Origin of the sequence: Clostridium sp. E02, from assembly GCF_003833015.1 — a bacterium.
Taxonomy (GTDB): Bacteria; Bacillota; Clostridia; order Lachnospirales; family Lachnospiraceae; genus Lacrimispora.
This window is the reverse complement of sequence record NZ_RJLQ01000001.1, coordinates 198,452-215,249: the sequence shown is the minus strand read 5'-3', so window position 1 is coordinate 215,249 and position 16,798 is coordinate 198,452. Positions and strand designations below refer to the sequence as shown.

The following is a 16,798-nucleotide window of genomic DNA, read 5'->3' as shown; positions in this document are numbered from 1 at the left end:
AGTTTGTCAATTGAATTAATAAAATAGAATGGGAAATACCGAAAAATGAAATGCTATTTGCATACAAATGGTAATTATTTAATGTGTCCCCACATAACAGGGTTCTGAAAATAAGAATTTACTTTATATTCTTATTTTCTTATCATTTTTTCTTGCACTTTTCTGATCTTCTGTTATAATATAACGCAGTATGTTTCCGTGTCGAGGACAGTTGTGTTTGTGTCGGAAACATAAAAAAAGGAGGATCTAGTTATGAAAATGAAAAAAGCATTAGCACTTACCCTTTCTTTATGTATGAGTGCCATATTGGTATCTGGTTGTAGTTCCGGAGCTTCCACTTCCGAAAACAATGGGGAAAAAGTAATTAAAATAGGAGTATATGAACCAACCACCGGAGAAAATGGCGGCGGGGGCTTTCAGGAAATTCTTGGAATCCGTTACGCAAACCAGACCCATCCTACCGTAAAGATTGGCGATGAGGAATATAAAGTTGAATTAGTTGAAGTAGACAATAAGTCAGATAAAACAGAAGGTGTGAATGCGGCACAAAAATTGGTGAGTAAAAAAGTTTCTGCAGTAATCGGAAGCTATGGCTCTGGTGTTTCCATCGCAGCCGGACAAATCTTTGCAGATGCAAAAATCCCTGCCATTGGAGCGTCCTGTACCAATCCACAGGTTACCCAAGGAAATGATTTCTATTTTCGAGTTTGTTTCCTAGATCCCTTCCAGGGAACCGTTATGGCAAACTTCGCGCATAAAAATAAAGCAAATAAAGCAGCCATTATCACGCAGTTAGGGGATGATTATTCTTCTGGTCTTGGCTCTTTCTTTAAAACTGCATTTACAAAACTTGGAGGAACTGTCGTAAGTGAGGAGCAGTTTCAGACAAATCAGACAGATTTTAAAGCCATTTTAACCAACATCAAAGCACAGAATCCAGATATCATTTTTGCACCATCCTCCATTACCACAGCACCTCTTATTATTAAGCAGGCACGTGAACTTGGTATTACCGCTATCATTGCCGCAGGGGATACCTGGGAAAACTCCACCATTATTGAAAATGCAGGTTCCTCCGCAGATGGTGTTGTTTTATCCACCTTCTTTGACGAAGCAGAGCCAGCAAACGAGGAAGCAGCTTCCTTTATCTCCGGTTTTAAAACCTATTTAAAGGAAAACAAACAAGATGAAATCATTCCAGCTGTATCTGCCCTTGGCTATGATGCCTACTTAAGTGCATTAAAAGCAATTGAAACCGCCGGATCAACGGATACCACTGCTATTAAAGATGCCTTAAAAGAAATTTCCATTGACGGGGTTACAGGTACCATTTCCTTTGATGAAAACGGGGATGCGAAGAAAGATATGGCCTTTATAAAAACCATCCAAGACGGCGAATTTAAATTCTTAACAACGACCAGAGTCAAATAAATCTTGTACTTATAAACGGTCGGAGCCAGGTGAGTGGGGATCATATTGATTGCCCACTCCTTCTTGTTTACGACAAACTCTAAATTCATACGAAATGATAGGAGGCATTCTGCCATATGAGTCTTTCAACCTTTTTACAGCAATGCTTAACCGGTATCTCCTTAGGCGGTGCATATGCACTGATCGCCATTGGCTACACACTGGTTTACGGCATCCTACGGCTCATTAATTTCGCCCATGGCGATATCTTTATGATGGCTGGTTACTTTATGATTTTTTCCATGGCTGTGTTTCCATGGTTCATTGCGGTTCCCGTTGTACTATTCATTACCGTAGTATTAGGCGTTTCCATCGAACGGGTGGCTTACCGTCCTTTGCGAACAGCTCCCAGAATGTCTGTCATGATCTCTGCCATCGGTGTTTCTTATCTGCTGCAGAATCTTGCCACTTACTTATTTACTGCTCTCCCAAAGGGCTATCCTGAAATACCCTTTCTTAAAAAAATCTTCCAGATTGGAGGACTTTCTGCCTCATTTGTCACATTTTTGACTCCTGTAATCACTTTATTCGTTGTTTACATCCTGATGGCACTGATTAACAAAACAAAAATAGGTATGGCCATGCGAGCCGTGTCAAAGGATTACGATACCGCAGCCTTAATGGGAATTCGGATCAATCGAGTTATCACCTTTACGTTTGCTATCGGCTCTCTCCTTGCAGCCATTGGATCCGTTCTTTATTTTACCGATCGTATGACGGTTTTCCCATTTTCCGGTTCTCTGCCTGGACTAAAATGCTTTGTAGCTGCCGTTTTTGGCGGAATTGGAAGCATTCCTGGAGCGGTAATTGGTGGATTTGTCTTGGGACTTGGGGAAACAGCCCTGGTTGCCATGGGATATTCTACATTCAGTGACGCTTTTACTTTTGTTCTGCTCATTATGATTCTCCTGATTAAACCAACCGGTCTATTCGGAGAGAAATCCACCGATAAAGTGTGAGGTACCCTTTATGAAAAGAAACGTTATTTCCAAAAACAAACTCTATTCCCTGTTTGCTCTCTTGTTCATACTTGGTTTTTTGGGTTTTCTACAAGGGAACAAAACGCAGTATAGCTATCAAATTTCCATTTTGGAACGAAGCGCTATCTATGCAGTGGTTGCCGTTTCCATGAATTTACTAACTGGTTTTACTGGTTTGTTTTCTCTTGGTCAGGCTGGATTTATGGCAATCGGTGCTTATACGGTAGCGATTCTGACCATTCCAGTCGAAAACCGAGCCAGTGTTTATTATGTTGATGGCATCGCTCCTGCCATTGCAAACCTTGAGTGTCCCTACTGGCTTGCACTGATTGTTGCGGGACTAATTGCGGCTGGTATTGCAGCACTCATTGGAATTCCAGTACTTCGTTTGAAAAGCGATTATCTGGCGATTGCTACCTTAGGATTTTCAGAAATCATTCGTGCCGTGATCTCCGCCCCTCAATTTAACCGAATTACCAATGGGTCTTATGGATTAAAAAACATCCCAGGCTTTCCCAATCTTTTTGTTGCATTCGGGCTATGTGCTCTCTGTATTCTCTTGATGATTCTACTGATCAACTCCTCTTATGGGCGGGCATTTAAAGCCCTTCGAGAAGATGAAATCGCCGCACAGGCTATGGGGATTAACTTATTCCGTTACAAACAGCTTGCTTTTGTTATCTCTTCCTTCTTTACCGGAGTGGGAGGCGGACTCTTGGCCTTATTTATGCGTTCCATTGATTCACGTACCTTTTCTATCAACTTAACCTATGATATTCTTTTGATCGTGGTACTTGGTGGAATCGGCAGTGTTACGGGAAGTGTTGTAGGTTCTTTTCTTGTCACCATTGGAAGAGAATGGCTTCGTTTCTTTGATAATCCTCTGACAATAGGAGGGGTTTCCATTCCATTGTTCCGCTCTGGGTTTCGTATGGTAATCTTTTCTATACTGCTAATGGCAGTGGTACTTTTTTACCGCAAAGGAATCATGGGAAGCAATGAGTTTTCCTGGGATGGACTGTTTCGGTTGATCCGGCGCATTCCTGGACTGAAAAAGAAAAAAAATAAGACAACAAAGAAGGGAGAACATGCATAATGGCAACTACAGCGCAGGCCTTGTCAAATGTGCTTCACATGCAAGACGTCACGATGCAGTTCGGCGGAGTGGTCGCAGTAAATGGTTTGACTCTTGATGTAAATGAGGGGGAAATCGTAGCTCTGATCGGTCCCAATGGTGCAGGAAAAACAACCGCATTCAACTGTGTGACCGGCATCTATGAACCTACATTTGGACAGGTGGACTTCTTTGAAAAAACGATTTTGTCCAATTCACCAAAAGGAACTATGCAGAAAAACTATCTGGGAGAAGTAACGCCTCGCCCTCTTACGATGGTAAAAAACACCCCGGATGCCATAACTCGGAAAGGAATCGCACGAACGTTCCAAAACATCCGGCTTTTTGGTCAGTTATCTGTCTTTGACAATGTACTGATAGCCAAACATATGCGTGCAAAGCAAACTGTATTTTCTGCAACCTTGCGGCTAAATCAGAAGGAAGAAAAAAGAATGCAGAAAGAAACAATCGCTTTACTAGAAGAACAGAATCTTCTTCATCTAAAGGATGAAATTGCTTCTTCTCTCCCATACGGACTACAAAGAAGACTGGAAATTGCTCGGGCACTTGCAACAAATCCAAAGCTTTTGCTCCTTGATGAACCGGCGGCAGGAATGAATCCACAGGAAACCCAAGAGTTAACGGATTTTATACTTAAGATCCGGGATTCCTATCATTTAACTGTATTTATGATCGAGCACCATATGGATCTGGTAATGCAGATTTCAGACCGGATTTACGTTCTTGATTTTGGCAAGCTGATCGCACAAGGTACTCCCGATGAAATTCAGAACAATGATCGGGTTATAGAAGCATATCTGGGGGTGAATGACGATGCTGAAGATTGAAAACCTGAAAGTAAATTACGGAGGGATCGAGGCTGTAAAAGGGATTTCATTTGAAGTACCAGACAAAAGCATTGTGACCTTAATCGGAGCCAATGGTGCTGGCAAAAGCACCACACTCCGATCCATCACAGGTCTTGTAAAGCCATCACAGGGAAGCAGTATCACCTTAGACGGAGAAGAATTAATCGGTCTGAGTACTCCCGATATTGTATCAAAAGGAATTGCGTTAGTTCCAGAAGGAAGACATGTCTTTCCTGATATGACTGTAATTGAAAACATTAAGATTGGAGCATATCTAAGAAAAGACGATCTGGAGCATGATATTAACTGGGTCTATGACTTATTCCCCCGATTAAAAGAAAGAAGCTGGCAGCTATCTGGTACGCTTTCCGGCGGAGAACAGCAAATGCTGGCAGTTGCAAGAGCTCTTATGAGCCATCCCAGGATTTTGATGATGGATGAACCCTCTCTTGGGCTTGCGCCATTAATTGTAAAGGATATTTTTTCCATCATTCAGGAAATCAACAAAGAAGGGGTTACCGTTCTCTTGATTGAACAGAATGCCAACATGGCTCTCCATACTGCAAACGTTGGATATGTTATGGAAACGGGGAGAATTACATTATCGGGATCTGGGAAAAGTTTACTTACTAACGAATCCGTAAAAGCCGCTTATCTGGGGAAAAAGAAAAGTTAATCGATGCAAATTAAATACGCAGGCAGATGATCTTATCTAAGATTCAACTGCCTGCGTATTTTTTAACTAAGGAATCACACGGCGTATCGTAACCGGTCGTCTGTAATTCCAGGATGAGATTTTTATTCCACTCCTTTTGTTGGCTGCATGGACGATCCTTCCCTCACCAATGTACATGGCAACGTGGTTGATTTCTCTGCCGCTCGCATAAAACAAAAGATCCCCTGGTTCCATGCTGGACGCAGAAATTGAATTCCCTTCTGCTGCCTGTTGCCTAGATGTCCGGTCTAAATGGACCCCGGCAGCGTGTTCCATAACATATTGGACGAATCCGGAGCAGTCCGCTCCTGTGTTTGGGTTGGTCCCTCCCCACTGATATGGATTACCAACAAATTTCACTGCATAATTTACCACCTTGTTCCTGACGTTGTCATTCTGATCAGCTTCCGGTATGGTATAGGCAATGGTTGCATTCTCCGGTGCATAGGCATAAGCAATCTGACCCTTATATACAATCTTTGCCCAGCCCTTGTTACGGGAAATATAACGATATGTTTCTCCCTCATGGATTATGCCAAGAATCTCACAATCTGTATTTGGTTGTCTGCGGACCCGAAGGTCTTTTGTATCTATCCGAAGCATTAGCTTCATGTCATAATATGCCAATGTTCTGGCTTCCTGACCAGTTGCCAGATACTTTCCATATACATATCCGGTCACCTGTCCTGATTTTATTTTGTACCAGCCATTTTCAACAGACAGTACACTACTGCCACAATGACGTCCTAATTTCCCTACGATTTCCGCATCATTCTTTGGTTCTTTTCTGATGTTTAGATTATCCTCCACCAATGCCACTCCAAGATTATTGAAAATGGTGTTGAAGGTTCCAAACCTCACTTTTTCCTGCGTAAGACCGGCCGATGCTTTCTTTGATTCCCGTTCCATGGAGTTCTGATATTGATCCATATAAACTTCCATACCTGCTACTGGTGAACCAGTTTTAACGGGAGTCTCTGAGCGCTTGGCCTGTACATCTGCTGTTCCCATCCATACGGCACTGCCGCATAGAATAGCAAAGCCTAGTACTTTCCATGCTTTGTCAGTCATATGCACTTTCCTTCGCAAGCTTTAATTGTGAACCGGGCGGAACACGCCCTTTTATAATCGGGTTATCTGTTTATCTGACAGGTTTGTTACATACACCAGTGCCTCTTCCCTGTCTTTGGCAATCTGATTCTTTAATTGCTCCAGCCCTTCGAATTTCAATTCCGGACGGATGAAATGCAAGAACTGTACTTCAATAGTCTTTCCATAAATATCCTTATTTATACCAAAAATATAAGTTTCTGCTCCAACTGGAGAAATTCCTTTTATCGTCGGTTTTCTACCTAAGTTTGTAATTCCCCCATAATACGCTCCATCCAGGTAAATACGGGAAACATAAACGCCGAATTTAGGCAGGTGCTTTTCTGGCGGCGGTATCAAATTTGCAGTCGGAAACCCTAAAGTTTCCCCGATGTGATTGCCATGTATTACTTCCCCATGCATGGCATACGGTTCTCCTAACAATTCATTCGCTTTTTCCATATTTCCAGAATCCAACTGTTCTCGAATGTAAGTACTGCTAATGTCACGATCCTCATCCTGCTCTTTTGGAATCACAATCAGTTCGTAACCATAAAGGTCCTTCCATTGATTCAAAAGATCTGCATTCCCTGCCCCCTGGTAACCAAAGGTACAATCAGTCCCAACCACAATGGTACGGGCATTCATTTGTCCCATTAGTACCTGTTTTACGAAAATTTCCGGCTCCATACAAGCAGTTTCTATGGTAAATGGGTACTCCACAAGATAATCAATCCCGGCTTTTTCTAAATAATTTTTTCGTTCCAAATTGGTAGTGATCACACGAAATGGTTCCCCAGTCATCAGTGCTTTTGGTGAAAGATCAAAGGTAAAAACTGCTATTTTGTACCCTTTCTTTTTTTTTACTGTTTTCATACGTGCCAAAAGTTTCTGATGTCCACGGTGCCGTCCATCAAACTTTCCAAGAGTTACAACGGCAGGTTCTTTTATTTGAAATTCTCTGGTTCCGGTTATATACTCCATTATCTGCTCCCTCCCAGAAAAATCTTTTTCGGTTTTAGCCGTTTGTTCTCCTCATCTGGTTCATAGACCCCAATAAATTCCTGTTTGCTGTCATAAACTCTCACCGGACCTTCTTCTGTACAGTCTTCTCCTTGAGCCTGATCCCTGCGAAATGGGTTTCCATTATGAACTAGCTTATCAAATTCTTCCTTCATGATTAGCTCTGGATAATCGGAAAAGACACTGTCTACAGAAAGAATCTTCTCTGACAATCCGCCTTCATCTCTAAGCCCTTCTATCTGAGTTAAGGTAAGACTGTCCTCCAGACAAAACTCGGAGACTCTGGTCCGCAATAGAGACTCCATGCATCCACCGCAGCCCAACTTTTGTCCTATATCATAACATAACGTCCGAATGTAGGTTCCTTTGGAACAGGTTACTGTCATCGTAACCCTTGGAAGGTCAATCTTGTCCACCTGAATGGAAAGGATCTCTACCGGTCTTGCTTTTCGTTCCACCTCTTTGCCTGCTCTGGCCAGTTCATAAAGTTTTTTCCCATTCACTTTTAATGCTGAGTACATGGGTGGAATCTGATTATAGGGACCAAAGAAGCTTAAGACTACCTCTTCAATCTCTTTCTCTCCTGATAATACCGGAGAGGTGTTTTGTATCTGCCCAGTGGTGTCCTGGGTATCTGTTTCCATTCCAAGCAGTAAAACTGCCTGATAAGTTTTTGTTTTATCGGTTAACAGATCACACAGTTTGGTTGCTTTCCCAAGGCAGACTGGAAGAACCCCTTCTGCCATGGGATCCAAAGTTCCTGTGTGACCGATTTTTTTCTGTTTTAAAATACCCCTCATTTTCGCCACAACGTCATGAGAGGTAAAACCCTTTTCTTTATATACATTAATAATGCCGTCTGCCATTGCACGTATCTCCTAATTCAGCTGTTTTGCAATCTGATCGGACAGATTGTTAACCACATCATGGACGCTTCCTGTCATCGTACAGCCTGCCGCTTTTTTATGACCGCCTCCACTAAAGTAAACAGCAATCTTGCTAACATCAAGGTCTGTCGTAGAACGGAGGCTTACCTTATATTCCCGGCAAGAAGTTTCATAGAGGAAGATTGCACACTCCACCCCTTCTGTAATTCTTAGCTGGTCAATGATCCCATCCATATCTGCGCTGGTTACTTCATGAAAATCCATTACTTTTTTGCTAATTGCACTAAAAATACATCTTCCATCATGAAAGGGAATGCTTTCTAATAATGCTCTGCCCAGAATCTGATTTTGAATATAAGTTTTTCTATAAAAACTGTCATCAATGATTTTAGAGAAGTTAATCCCTTTTTCCATCATCTTCCCTGCAATTTCCATGGTTTTTGCGGAAGTGCAATCATACTTAAACACACCTGTATCATGAATGATACCGGTGTAAATACATTCTGCTACTTCTTTACTGATTTTGATTTCATCAAGCAGTCCAAAAAGAACTTCACAAGTAGAACTCGCTTTATCTTTTACTATGTTTTCTGCCGCATATCGTAAATTGGTAATATGATGATCCACGCATACGCTGTTCTTTGCAAGCTTTAAGTATTTGACCGCCTCTCCAAATCGGAGTGTGTCACTGCTGTCAAGGCAAATGCATAAATCGTACACATGATCCTCTCCAAAGTCGCTGACAATTCGGTCAAAGTTTTTTAAATAACTAAATTTCTCAGATGGTTTTTCTAAATAAACCACTGCTTTAATGTCTGGAAAATTATCTTCCAAATAATTATAAACTGCCAGACAGGAACCAACACAGTCCCCATCTGGCCGTATGTGACCAATCAAAGCCACTGTCTTCACATCTTTTAATCGTGTATCAAGGGTACTCATAAAAGCACCTCCTTAATCTTTGATGTCTTTTGTAAGTTCATCAATCAACTTAGACATATTCACTCCATATTCAATGGACTGATCTAAGATAAATTTAATCTCTGGCGTGTTACGCAGATTAACTCTTCTTGCCAATTCACGGCGAATGTAGCCTTCTGCACTTTTCAAACCTTCAAGCGTTGCTTTTCCAGCCTCTTCGTCTCCTAAAATACTGATATAAGCCTTACAGAATTTAAGATCGGGAGTTACCTGTGCGGAAACAACGGTTGTCATGGGGTGAATTCTAGGATCTTTGATTCCCTGTCGAATAATATCACTTAACTCCCTTTGTACTTCCATATTAATTCTTGTATTCTTTATACTGTTTTTACGCATATTATTCCTTTCGCTTTTTGTCTGCATATTCAAAAAGACCAGCCCGCTTATACGGGCTCATCTTTTTAAAAACTTCTGGCAGAAAGTTCTTAGCGGGGAACTTCCACCATGGCATATGCTTCGATCAAGTCTTCTTCTCTGACCTCGTTAAACTTCTCAAATACAAGACCACACTCGTAACCAGTTGCAACTTCCTTCACATCATCTTTAAATCGCTTTAAAGAAACAAGTGGACCATCGTATACTTTCTTGCCTTCTCGGGTGATCCTTATGCTGCATCCTCTTTGGAATTTACCATCTAATACATAAGAACCTGCAATGGTACCTACACCAGAAGCCTTAAAGGTCTGACGCACAATGGCATGACCGATAATTTTCTCTTCAAATATTGGATCCAGCATACCTTTCATGGCTGCTTCTACATCTTCAATGGCCTGATAGATTACTTTATAAAGTCTCATATCGACTTTTTCCCGATCTGCAATGGATTTTGCAGTTACATCAGGACGTACGTTAAAACCAATGATAATTGCATTGGACGCGGATGCGAGAGAAACGTCGGACTCATTGATTGCACCAACACCACCATGAATCACTTTAACCATAACTTCTTCATTGGAGATTTTCACAAGGCTCTGCTTTACCGCTTCAACCGATCCCTGAACATCTGCTTTTACAATGATTGGAAGTTCTTTGATATTACCAGCCTTGATCTGAGTAAATAAATCATCTAGTGATAACTTAGCTTTTGTATCTTCCAGTAATTTATTCTTTCCTTCGGAAATAAATGTTTCTGCGAAGCTTCTCGCTTCTTTTTCGTTCTCAGTTCCAACTAAAACTTCACCTGCATTGGGAACGTCATTGAGACCTAAAATTTCAACTGGAGTTGAAGGACCTGCTTCTTTTACACGCTGTCCCTTATCATCCATCATCGCACGTACTTTACCATAGCAAGAACCTGTAGCAACGGTATCGCCCACACGAAGGGTACCCTTTTGTACCAATACGGTTGCAACTGGGCCTTTTCCCTTATCAAGTTCTGCTTCTATAATAAGGCCTCTGGCTTTCCGGTTTGGATTGGCTTTTAACTCTTTTACTTCTGAGGTAAGCAATATCATCTCCAGTAGTTCCTTGATGCCATCTTTCGTATGTGCAGATACAGGAACAAAGATCGTACTTCCACCCCAGTCTTCAGGAATCAGCTCATATTCTGATAATTCCTGTTTTACTTTATCTACGTTTGCACTTTCTTTATCGATCTTATTGATTGCAACAATAATTTCTACCTCTGCTGCTTTGGCATGATTGATCGCCTCAATGGTCTGTGGCATAACTCCATCATCTGCTGCTACTACCAAAATAGCGATATCAGTAGACTGAGCACCCCTCATACGCATAGCTGTAAATGCTTCATGTCCAGGTGTATCTAAGAAGGTAATCTCCTGTTCGCCAATCTTAACGGTATAAGCACCAATATGCTGAGTGATCCCGCCTGCTTCTCTTGAAGTAACATGGCTTTTCCGAATCGCATCAAGAAGAGATGTTTTACCATGATCTACATGCCCCATAACACAAACAACAGGTGGTCTGGCAACCATAGCGCCCTCATCTTCATCCTCTTCTTTTAAGAGTTCTTCGATTACGTCTACTTTGATCTCTTTTTCACAGAGTACTTCGTATTCCATTGCAATTTCTTCTGCCAAATCATAACCAATCTCAGAATTCAACGTTACGACTTTCCCCTGTAAAAATAGTTTTTTCACAATCGCTGAAGGCTGAAGTTTCATTTTATCTGCCAGTTCCTTGATGGTAAGAATTTCAGGAATGATTATAGTTTTAATCTCTTGAACCTTTGGCTCTGCATGCACTGGTGGTAAAATTGGAGATTTAATCGTTTTCCCACCCCTAACCTGGCCTCTTCCTTTGTTCTGACTATCTTTATCTCTTTTATCATATTTATTATCACTTTTATAATTCTTCTTTACCGCTCTGTTACTTGACGGCTTTGTCTGAATGGTGGAATCAAAGGATGAGGTCTTAGCAGCGCCATCTCTACCGGTACGAGCTCCCTGTGGTCTTCCATCACGATTTCCCTGATAGCCGCCTTGGCCCTGAGGTCTTCCGTCACGATTTCCCTGATAGCCGCCCTGGCCCTGAGGTCTGTTTCCCTGATAACCGCCTTGACCCTGAGGTCTATTTCCCTGGTAGCCACCCTGACCCTGAGGTCTATTTCCCTGGTAGCCGCCCTGGCCCTGAGGTCTGTTTCCTTGATAACCGCCTTGGCCCTGAGGTCTGTTTCCTTGGTAGCCGCCTTGGCCCTGAGGTCTTCCATCACGATTTCCCTGGTAGCCGCCTTGGCCCTGAGGTCTATTTCCCTGATAACCGCCCTGGCCCTGAGGTCTATTTCCCTGGTAACCGCCCTGGCCCTGAGGTCTATTTCCCTGATAACCACCTTGCCCCTGAGGTCTATTTCCTTGGTAGCCGCCCTGGCCCTGAGGTCTATTTCCCTGGTAACCGCCTTGACTCTGGCCCTGGGGTCTATTTCCCTGATAACCACCTTGACTCTGGCCCTGAGGTCTATTTCCTTGATAACCGCCTTGCCCCTGGCCCTGAGGTCTATTTCCCTGATAACCGCCTTGACTCTGGCCCTGAGGTCTATTTCCCTGATAACCGCCTTGGCCCTGAGGTCTATTTCCTTGGTAGCCGCCCTGACCCTGCGGTCTATTTCCCTGATAGCCGCCTTGGCCCTGGGGTCTATTTCCCTGGTAGCCTCCTGGAGTTCTGCTTCCATTTTGATCTCCAGATGATACAGACGAATCATTCCCCTGATGGGTTCTAGGTGTAGTAGGTCTACTAGTCCCCTGGGAATGCTGTCCCTGTGGCTTCATCTGTGCATTCTGTGGTCTAAAAACCGCTGCAATCTTTTTCTTTGGTGCCTCGGAATCCTCTGATGCCGGTGTTTCTGAACGTACCGGTGAAGTTCCATGACCGCTTCCGCCTATTTCCTTTTTCACGATCGATGCCTGTTCATCCGTGATATTGGAAGAACTTTTTAAATTTATATCATGCTTTCCCAAGATATCCAGTACTTCCTTACTACTGTCTTTTCCTAGTTCTTTTGCCAGATCATATACTCTCATTCTTTCCTCCATTCTGTGTACGTTCTACAGCACACACCGGCTGATCCAAAAGTTCTTCCCCTTCATTTTCAGCCTTTGTATTCATTAGTTTCACAATTGCTTCTGCAAACCCACTGTCAACAACAGCGAGTGACGCTCTCATCTCCTTGCCCATTGCGTGGCCCAGTTCAGCCTTCTCTGCAAAAAAGTAGATTGGAACTTTATAGTAAGTACACATATTGGTAAACATCTTTCTGGTATTCGCGGAAGCTTCTTCAGAAACGATCACCAGGAATGCTTTTCCTGACTTAACAGACTTCTCCGTCATGAACTCACCGCTGGTAATCTTCCTGGCTTTTGTCGCCAGACCGATCAGGTTTAGGATCTTCTTCCTATTATGCAAACTGTTCCATCTCCCTTTCTAATGCTTCGTATACTTCTTTTGGAATGGACATTTTGAAAGACCGTTCCAACCCTTTGCTTTTCACGGCTTTCTTAAAACATTCCATAGACGGACAAATATAGGCTCCCCGCCCATTTTTACGTCCGGTCGTGTCCAGTATCATTACGTCTTCTGAAGTTTTCAAAACTCGAATCATCTCTTTTTTATTTTTCATCTCACCACAGCCCACACACTGTCTGAGCGGTATTTTTTTAATACCCACGTTTCCACCACATCCTGTTATTTATTCCGGTTCGACTCCAATTAACTAATCTTCCTGAAATTCTGTTGGAGGTGCTTCTTGATTTTCTTGGTCTACGCTGACATTCTCATCTTGATATTCTAGTCCCAATTCTTCAAAAAGTCCCATCCCTCTTGCCTGTGTCTCGCTCTTAATATCAATCTTATATCCAGTAAGTCTGGCCGCTAGTCTGGCGTTCTGACCTTCTTTTCCAATTGCCAGAGATAACTGGTAATCGGGAACTATGACTTGTGCTTCTTTGGTTACCTCATCCGCTACCACACAGATCACTTTTGCTGGACTTAATGCATTCTCAATTAAGTAAGCAGGGTTTTCATCCCAGTTGATGATATCAATCTTTTCCCCTCTTAATTCATTAACAATAGAATTAACTCTAGCACCGTTTAAACCAACACATGCGCCTACTGGATCTACATTTTCATCATTGGATTTTACTGCGATTTTGGTTCTAGATCCTGCTTCTCTTGCTATCGCTTTGATCTCTACTGTTCCATCTTTTACTTCAGTTACCTCTGATTCAAACAGTCGCTTCACCAGATCCGGATGCGTTCTGGAAACAGAAATCCTTGGTCCTTTTGGAGTATCCTTTACTTCCAGAACAAAAACCTTGATTCGTTCGGTCGGTTTAAATATTTCTCCTTTAACCATCTCTGCTTCATTAAGAATGGCATCTACTTTGCCTAGATTGATGCTAACATTCTTGCCTAAATATCTCTGTATAATTCCAGTAACCACTTCACGTTCCTGACAAGTCCAGTCATTAAACAGTGATTTTCTTCCTTCCTCACGGATCTTCTGTAAAATCACGTTCTTTGCATTCTGAGTGGCAATTCTTCCGAATTTTTTAGAATCAACCGGACACTGAATCACATCACCAATCTCATATTTGGGATCTGTCATCTTCGCCTCTGCAAGGCTTATCTGCAACAGAGGATCTTCAACTGTTTCCACCACCTCTTTTTCTGCAAAAACAAGAAAATCACAGGTTTCTGGATTCATGCTGACTTTGAAATTATCTGCTTTCCCAAAATGGTTTTTGCACGCAGTAAGGAGAGAGTTTTCAATGGCCTCTAGCAGGGTATCCTTGCTGATATTATTCTCCTTTTCCAGAATATTCAGTGCTTCTAACAGTTCCTTATTCATTTTTTTATCCTCCTAATATCTCTTACTGTTTAGAAATCAAATGCCAGCCGGATGATTGCGATTTCCGGTCGATTGAATAACATCTCGGTCCCATCCTCCTGGGCTATGGTTACAGTGTCTTTTTCATAGGATATAAGCGTACCTGTAAAATCCTTTTGCTTATTCAACGGTTTATATAACTTAATATCCACATCTTTACCGATATTTCTGTCTAAATCTTTATCCTTTTTAAGAGGTCTTAAAAGACCAGGAGAACTAACCTCTAGAATGTAGCTGTCTGCAATAAAATCCTTCTCATCAAGCCACGCTCCAAGTCTTCGGCTTATGATCTCACAATCATCGACTGCGATTCCGCCTTCTTTATCAATATAAGCCCGTAAATACCAGTTTCCGGCCTCTTTTACATATTCCACGTCAACCAGTTCAAATTGGTTTTCTTCTATAATGGGCAGTAAAAAGCTTTCTGTTTTCGCCTCATACTCTTCTCTTTTTGTCATCTTCCTCCCACCTTTCCAAACAAATGGAAAGAGTGGACTTCCGCCCACTCTTAATCAGCTAAACATTCATGTTATCTATGACATTATAGCACTATTCGTATACCAATGCAAGTTATTTTTCATGTATTTCCCTGTAGATCTATTATTTCTTCCTATTATATAGGAAACAATCACTTCTTGCTTTGGTCCATAATTTTCACATGAGGGACGAATCTATCCTCACACTCCCCTTTTATGTACATATTATAACACTATCAGAAGTTATACAGTCATATAAGGAGGACCCATGAAACCAAAATTGGAAGTTCGGGGGCTCAGTTACTCCTACCATTCTCTTGAGGGTGAGACACTGGCCCTTTCAAATATAACGTTTACTGCCGCAAACGGGGAATTCCTTGCTGTTGTTGGTCCATCCGGATGCGGAAAATCAACCCTGCTGTCTATACTCAGTGGCTTATTAATACCTGAAGAAGGCGAAATCTTTATCGATGGTGTTCCCCGGACAGAATCTGGAGTTAATATTGGTTATATGCTGCAACGGGATCATCTGTTTGAATGGCGTACGATATTAGGCAATGCGGAACTTGGTCTGGAAATTCAAAAAAAGTGTACGAATAACACAAGGGAAAAGCTGCGTCAGATGCTTTCTACTTACGGACTTGGAAGCTTTGAAAATTCCAAACCTTCCGAACTGTCTGGCGGGATGCGGCAAAGAGCCGCACTTGTACGCACTCTTGCCCTGAAACCAGACCTATTGTTATTAGATGAACCTTTTTCTGCTCTCGACTATCAGACCAGGCTTTCTGTCTGCGATGATATCAGTTCCATTATTAAAAGTACTCATAAAACTGCTATCCTTATTACTCATGACCTTTCGGAAGCCATCAGCGTTGCGGACAGAGTTATTGTTCTGACCAAAAGGCCTGGAAGAATAAAAGCAGAAGTTCCAATCTCATTTGGCGATGGGGATACTCACTCCTTAGCCCGCCGAAATATGCCGGAGTTTTCCGTCTATTTTAATCAGGTATGGAAGGAGCTGCAAACCCATGATTGAATCACACCCAACAACTGCACAACAGGCGTTTATTGAAAAAGAAAAGCTTCACCGAAGAAATGTAAAAATCTGGCGGATTATGATGTTGGTTCTGCTGCTTTCTCTCTGGGAATTATGTGCAAGATTTGATATCATTGATGATTTTATATTTAGTTCTCCTTCTCGCATCACCCTCTGCTTTCTTAGCATGGTGAAAGATAAAAGCATCTTTATCCATACGGGGGTCACAGTGTTGGAAACTCTGATCAGCTTTTCACTTGTAATCGTATTCGGCCTGTTGATCTCTATCCTTTTATGGTCCAGCCGAAGTGTATCTGAGGTTTTAGAACCTTATCTAGTCATGTTAAACAGTCTACCAAAATCGGCGTTGGCACCAATTTTAATTGTATGGCTGGGCAATAACATCAAAACCATTATTGTAGCGTCCATTTCTGTCGCTGTTTTTGGTTGTATTATGACACTTTATACTGGTTTTTCTCAAACAGATCCAGATAAGATCAAACTAATCTATTCTCTGGGCGGGAAAAAAAAGGATGTACTGCTTAAAGTTCTCCTCCCCAGTTCTGTTCCGTTAATCATCAGTAATATGAAGGTGAATATCGGGCTTTGCCTGGTCGGAGTGATTATTGGAGAATTCTTAGCAGCGAATAAAGGTCTCGGATATTTAATTATTTATGGAAGTCAGGTCTTTAAGATGGACCTTGTTGTAATGAGCATTGTAATCCTTTGCATTGTTTCAGCAGTTTTGTATCAGGGGATTTCTTTGCTGGAGAAGAAGATAAAATTCTAAGGATTCGTATCTCAAAAAATAAACCTT

Annotated in this window: 17 protein-coding genes; 7 read left to right on the top strand and 10 right to left on the bottom strand. The window is 42.0% G+C overall.

The genetic code is table 11. The annotated features are described in order from the left end of the window. The first annotated feature begins 252 nt into the window (after positions 1-252). The 5 genes from EFT72_RS01035 (at position 253) to EFT72_RS01015 (ending at position 5,109) form a co-directional block, all read left to right on the top strand. Positions 253-1,431, top strand: a complete 1,179-nt coding sequence (locus tag EFT72_RS01035; protein WP_124064966.1) for an ABC transporter substrate-binding protein — start codon at positions 253-255, stop codon at positions 1,429-1,431. Positions 1,432-1,547: 116 nt separating this feature from the next. Then, positions 1,548-2,429: a branched-chain amino acid ABC transporter permease gene (locus EFT72_RS01030; protein WP_124064965.1), complete on the top strand. Its 882-nt coding sequence runs from the start codon at positions 1,548-1,550 to the stop codon at positions 2,427-2,429. Positions 2,430-2,439: 10 nt separating this feature from the next. After that, a complete protein-coding gene (locus EFT72_RS01025) occupies positions 2,440-3,546 on the top strand; it encodes a branched-chain amino acid ABC transporter permease (RefSeq protein WP_124064964.1) in 1,107 nt (368 codons plus the stop codon). After that, positions 3,546-4,412, top strand: coding sequence for an ABC transporter ATP-binding protein (locus EFT72_RS01020; RefSeq protein WP_124064963.1), 867 nt, complete (start codon positions 3,546-3,548; stop codon positions 4,410-4,412). Before EFT72_RS01025 ends, EFT72_RS01020 begins: the two co-directional genes overlap by 1 nt. Then, the gene (locus EFT72_RS01015; RefSeq protein WP_124064962.1) at positions 4,399-5,109 is read left to right on the top strand and encodes an ABC transporter ATP-binding protein; all 711 of its coding nucleotides are present in this window, start codon (positions 4,399-4,401) and stop codon (positions 5,107-5,109) included. The genes EFT72_RS01020 and EFT72_RS01015 overlap by 14 nt, the downstream gene beginning before the upstream one ends. 66 nt (positions 5,110-5,175) lie before the next feature. Here the strand turns inward: EFT72_RS01015 and EFT72_RS01010 are convergent, their stop codons facing one another. The 10 genes from EFT72_RS01010 to rimP all read right to left on the bottom strand — a co-directional run bounded on the left by EFT72_RS01010 (position 5,176) and on the right by rimP (position 14,927). Beyond that, positions 5,176-6,219 (bottom strand): C40 family peptidase, encoded by a 1,044-nt coding sequence (locus tag EFT72_RS01010; protein ID WP_124064961.1) that lies wholly within the window; start codon positions 6,217-6,219, stop codon positions 5,176-5,178. 51 nt (positions 6,220-6,270) lie between these two features. Beyond that, positions 6,271-7,221 carry a bifunctional riboflavin kinase/FAD synthetase gene (locus tag EFT72_RS01005; protein ID WP_124064960.1) on the bottom strand — a complete coding sequence of 317 codons (951 nt, stop codon included), beginning with the start codon at positions 7,219-7,221 and terminating at the stop codon, positions 6,271-6,273. After that, complete coding sequence (truB, locus tag EFT72_RS01000; protein ID WP_124064959.1) at positions 7,221-8,126, bottom strand: tRNA pseudouridine(55) synthase TruB; 906 nt, start codon at positions 8,124-8,126, stop codon at positions 7,221-7,223. The genes EFT72_RS01005 and truB overlap by 1 nt, the downstream gene beginning before the upstream one ends. 12 nt (positions 8,127-8,138) lie before the next feature. Next, complete coding sequence (locus EFT72_RS00995; RefSeq protein WP_124064958.1) at positions 8,139-9,089, bottom strand: bifunctional oligoribonuclease/PAP phosphatase NrnA; 951 nt, start codon at positions 9,087-9,089, stop codon at positions 8,139-8,141. A gap of 12 nt (positions 9,090-9,101) precedes the next feature. Next, on the bottom strand, positions 9,102-9,464 hold the full coding sequence (rbfA, locus tag EFT72_RS00990) for a 30S ribosome-binding factor RbfA (protein WP_124064957.1): 363 nt from the start codon (positions 9,462-9,464) through the stop codon (positions 9,102-9,104). A gap of 89 nt (positions 9,465-9,553) precedes the next feature. Then, entirely contained in the window at positions 9,554-12,604 is a 3,051-nt protein-coding gene (gene infB, locus EFT72_RS00985; RefSeq protein WP_124064956.1) for a translation initiation factor IF-2, read from the bottom strand. Continuing rightward, complete coding sequence (locus EFT72_RS00980) at positions 12,591-12,986, bottom strand: ribosomal L7Ae/L30e/S12e/Gadd45 family protein (protein ID WP_124064955.1); 396 nt, start codon at positions 12,984-12,986, stop codon at positions 12,591-12,593. Before EFT72_RS00980 ends, infB begins: the two co-directional genes overlap by 14 nt. After that, positions 12,979-13,248 carry a YlxR family protein gene (locus EFT72_RS00975; protein ID WP_124064954.1) on the bottom strand — a complete coding sequence of 90 codons (270 nt, stop codon included), beginning with the start codon at positions 13,246-13,248 and terminating at the stop codon, positions 12,979-12,981. Before EFT72_RS00975 ends, EFT72_RS00980 begins: the two co-directional genes overlap by 8 nt. A 45-nt stretch (positions 13,249-13,293) precedes the next feature. After that, positions 13,294-14,430, bottom strand: a complete 1,137-nt coding sequence (gene nusA, locus EFT72_RS00970; RefSeq protein ID WP_124064953.1) for a transcription termination factor NusA — start codon at positions 14,428-14,430, stop codon at positions 13,294-13,296. 29 nt (positions 14,431-14,459) lie between these two features. Next, entirely contained in the window at positions 14,460-14,927 is a 468-nt protein-coding gene (gene rimP / locus EFT72_RS00965) for a ribosome maturation factor RimP (RefSeq protein WP_124064952.1), read from the bottom strand. A gap of 286 nt (positions 14,928-15,213) precedes the next feature. Between rimP and EFT72_RS00960 the strand changes: the two genes are divergently transcribed. Together EFT72_RS00960 and EFT72_RS00955 are read left to right on the top strand one after the other, a co-directional pair. After that, on the top strand, positions 15,214-15,981 hold the full coding sequence (locus tag EFT72_RS00960) for an ATP-binding cassette domain-containing protein (RefSeq protein ID WP_124064951.1): 768 nt from the start codon (positions 15,214-15,216) through the stop codon (positions 15,979-15,981). After that, positions 15,974-16,771 (top strand): ABC transporter permease, encoded by a 798-nt coding sequence (locus tag EFT72_RS00955; protein ID WP_164473029.1) that lies wholly within the window; start codon positions 15,974-15,976, stop codon positions 16,769-16,771. The genes EFT72_RS00960 and EFT72_RS00955 overlap by 8 nt, the downstream gene beginning before the upstream one ends. The last annotated feature ends 27 nt before the right edge of the window (positions 16,772-16,798 follow it).

Excerpts from the sequence above, each read along its gene's own strand:
- EFT72_RS01035 (WP_124064966.1), top strand. The coding sequence starts at position 253 with ATGAAAATGAAAAAAGCATTAGCACTTACCCTTTCTTTATGTATGAGT.
- EFT72_RS01030 (WP_124064965.1), top strand. The coding sequence starts at position 1,548 with ATGAGTCTTTCAACCTTTTTACAGCAATGCTTAACCGGTATCTCCTTA.
- EFT72_RS01025 (WP_124064964.1), top strand. The coding sequence starts at position 2,440 with ATGAAAAGAAACGTTATTTCCAAAAACAAACTCTATTCCCTGTTTGCT.
- EFT72_RS01020 (WP_124064963.1), top strand. The coding sequence starts at position 3,546 with ATGGCAACTACAGCGCAGGCCTTGTCAAATGTGCTTCACATGCAAGAC.
- EFT72_RS01015 (WP_124064962.1), top strand. The coding sequence starts at position 4,399 with ATGCTGAAGATTGAAAACCTGAAAGTAAATTACGGAGGGATCGAGGCT.
- EFT72_RS01010 (WP_124064961.1), bottom strand. The coding sequence starts at position 6,219 with ATGACTGACAAAGCATGGAAAGTACTAGGCTTTGCTATTCTATGCGGC.
- EFT72_RS01005 (WP_124064960.1), bottom strand. The coding sequence starts at position 7,221 with ATGGAGTATATAACCGGAACCAGAGAATTTCAAATAAAAGAACCTGCC.
- truB (WP_124064959.1), bottom strand. The coding sequence starts at position 8,126 with ATGGCAGACGGCATTATTAATGTATATAAAGAAAAGGGTTTTACCTCT.
- EFT72_RS00995 (WP_124064958.1), bottom strand. The coding sequence starts at position 9,089 with ATGAGTACCCTTGATACACGATTAAAAGATGTGAAGACAGTGGCTTTG.
- rbfA (WP_124064957.1), bottom strand. The coding sequence starts at position 9,464 with ATGCGTAAAAACAGTATAAAGAATACAAGAATTAATATGGAAGTACAA.
- infB (WP_124064956.1), bottom strand. The coding sequence starts at position 12,604 with ATGAGAGTATATGATCTGGCAAAAGAACTAGGAAAAGACAGTAGTAAG.
- nusA (WP_124064953.1), bottom strand. The coding sequence starts at position 14,430 with ATGAATAAGGAACTGTTAGAAGCACTGAATATTCTGGAAAAGGAGAAT.
- rimP (WP_124064952.1), bottom strand. The coding sequence starts at position 14,927 with ATGACAAAAAGAGAAGAGTATGAGGCGAAAACAGAAAGCTTTTTACTG.
- EFT72_RS00960 (WP_124064951.1), top strand. The coding sequence starts at position 15,214 with ATGAAACCAAAATTGGAAGTTCGGGGGCTCAGTTACTCCTACCATTCT.
- EFT72_RS00955 (WP_164473029.1), top strand. The coding sequence starts at position 15,974 with ATGATTGAATCACACCCAACAACTGCACAACAGGCGTTTATTGAAAAA.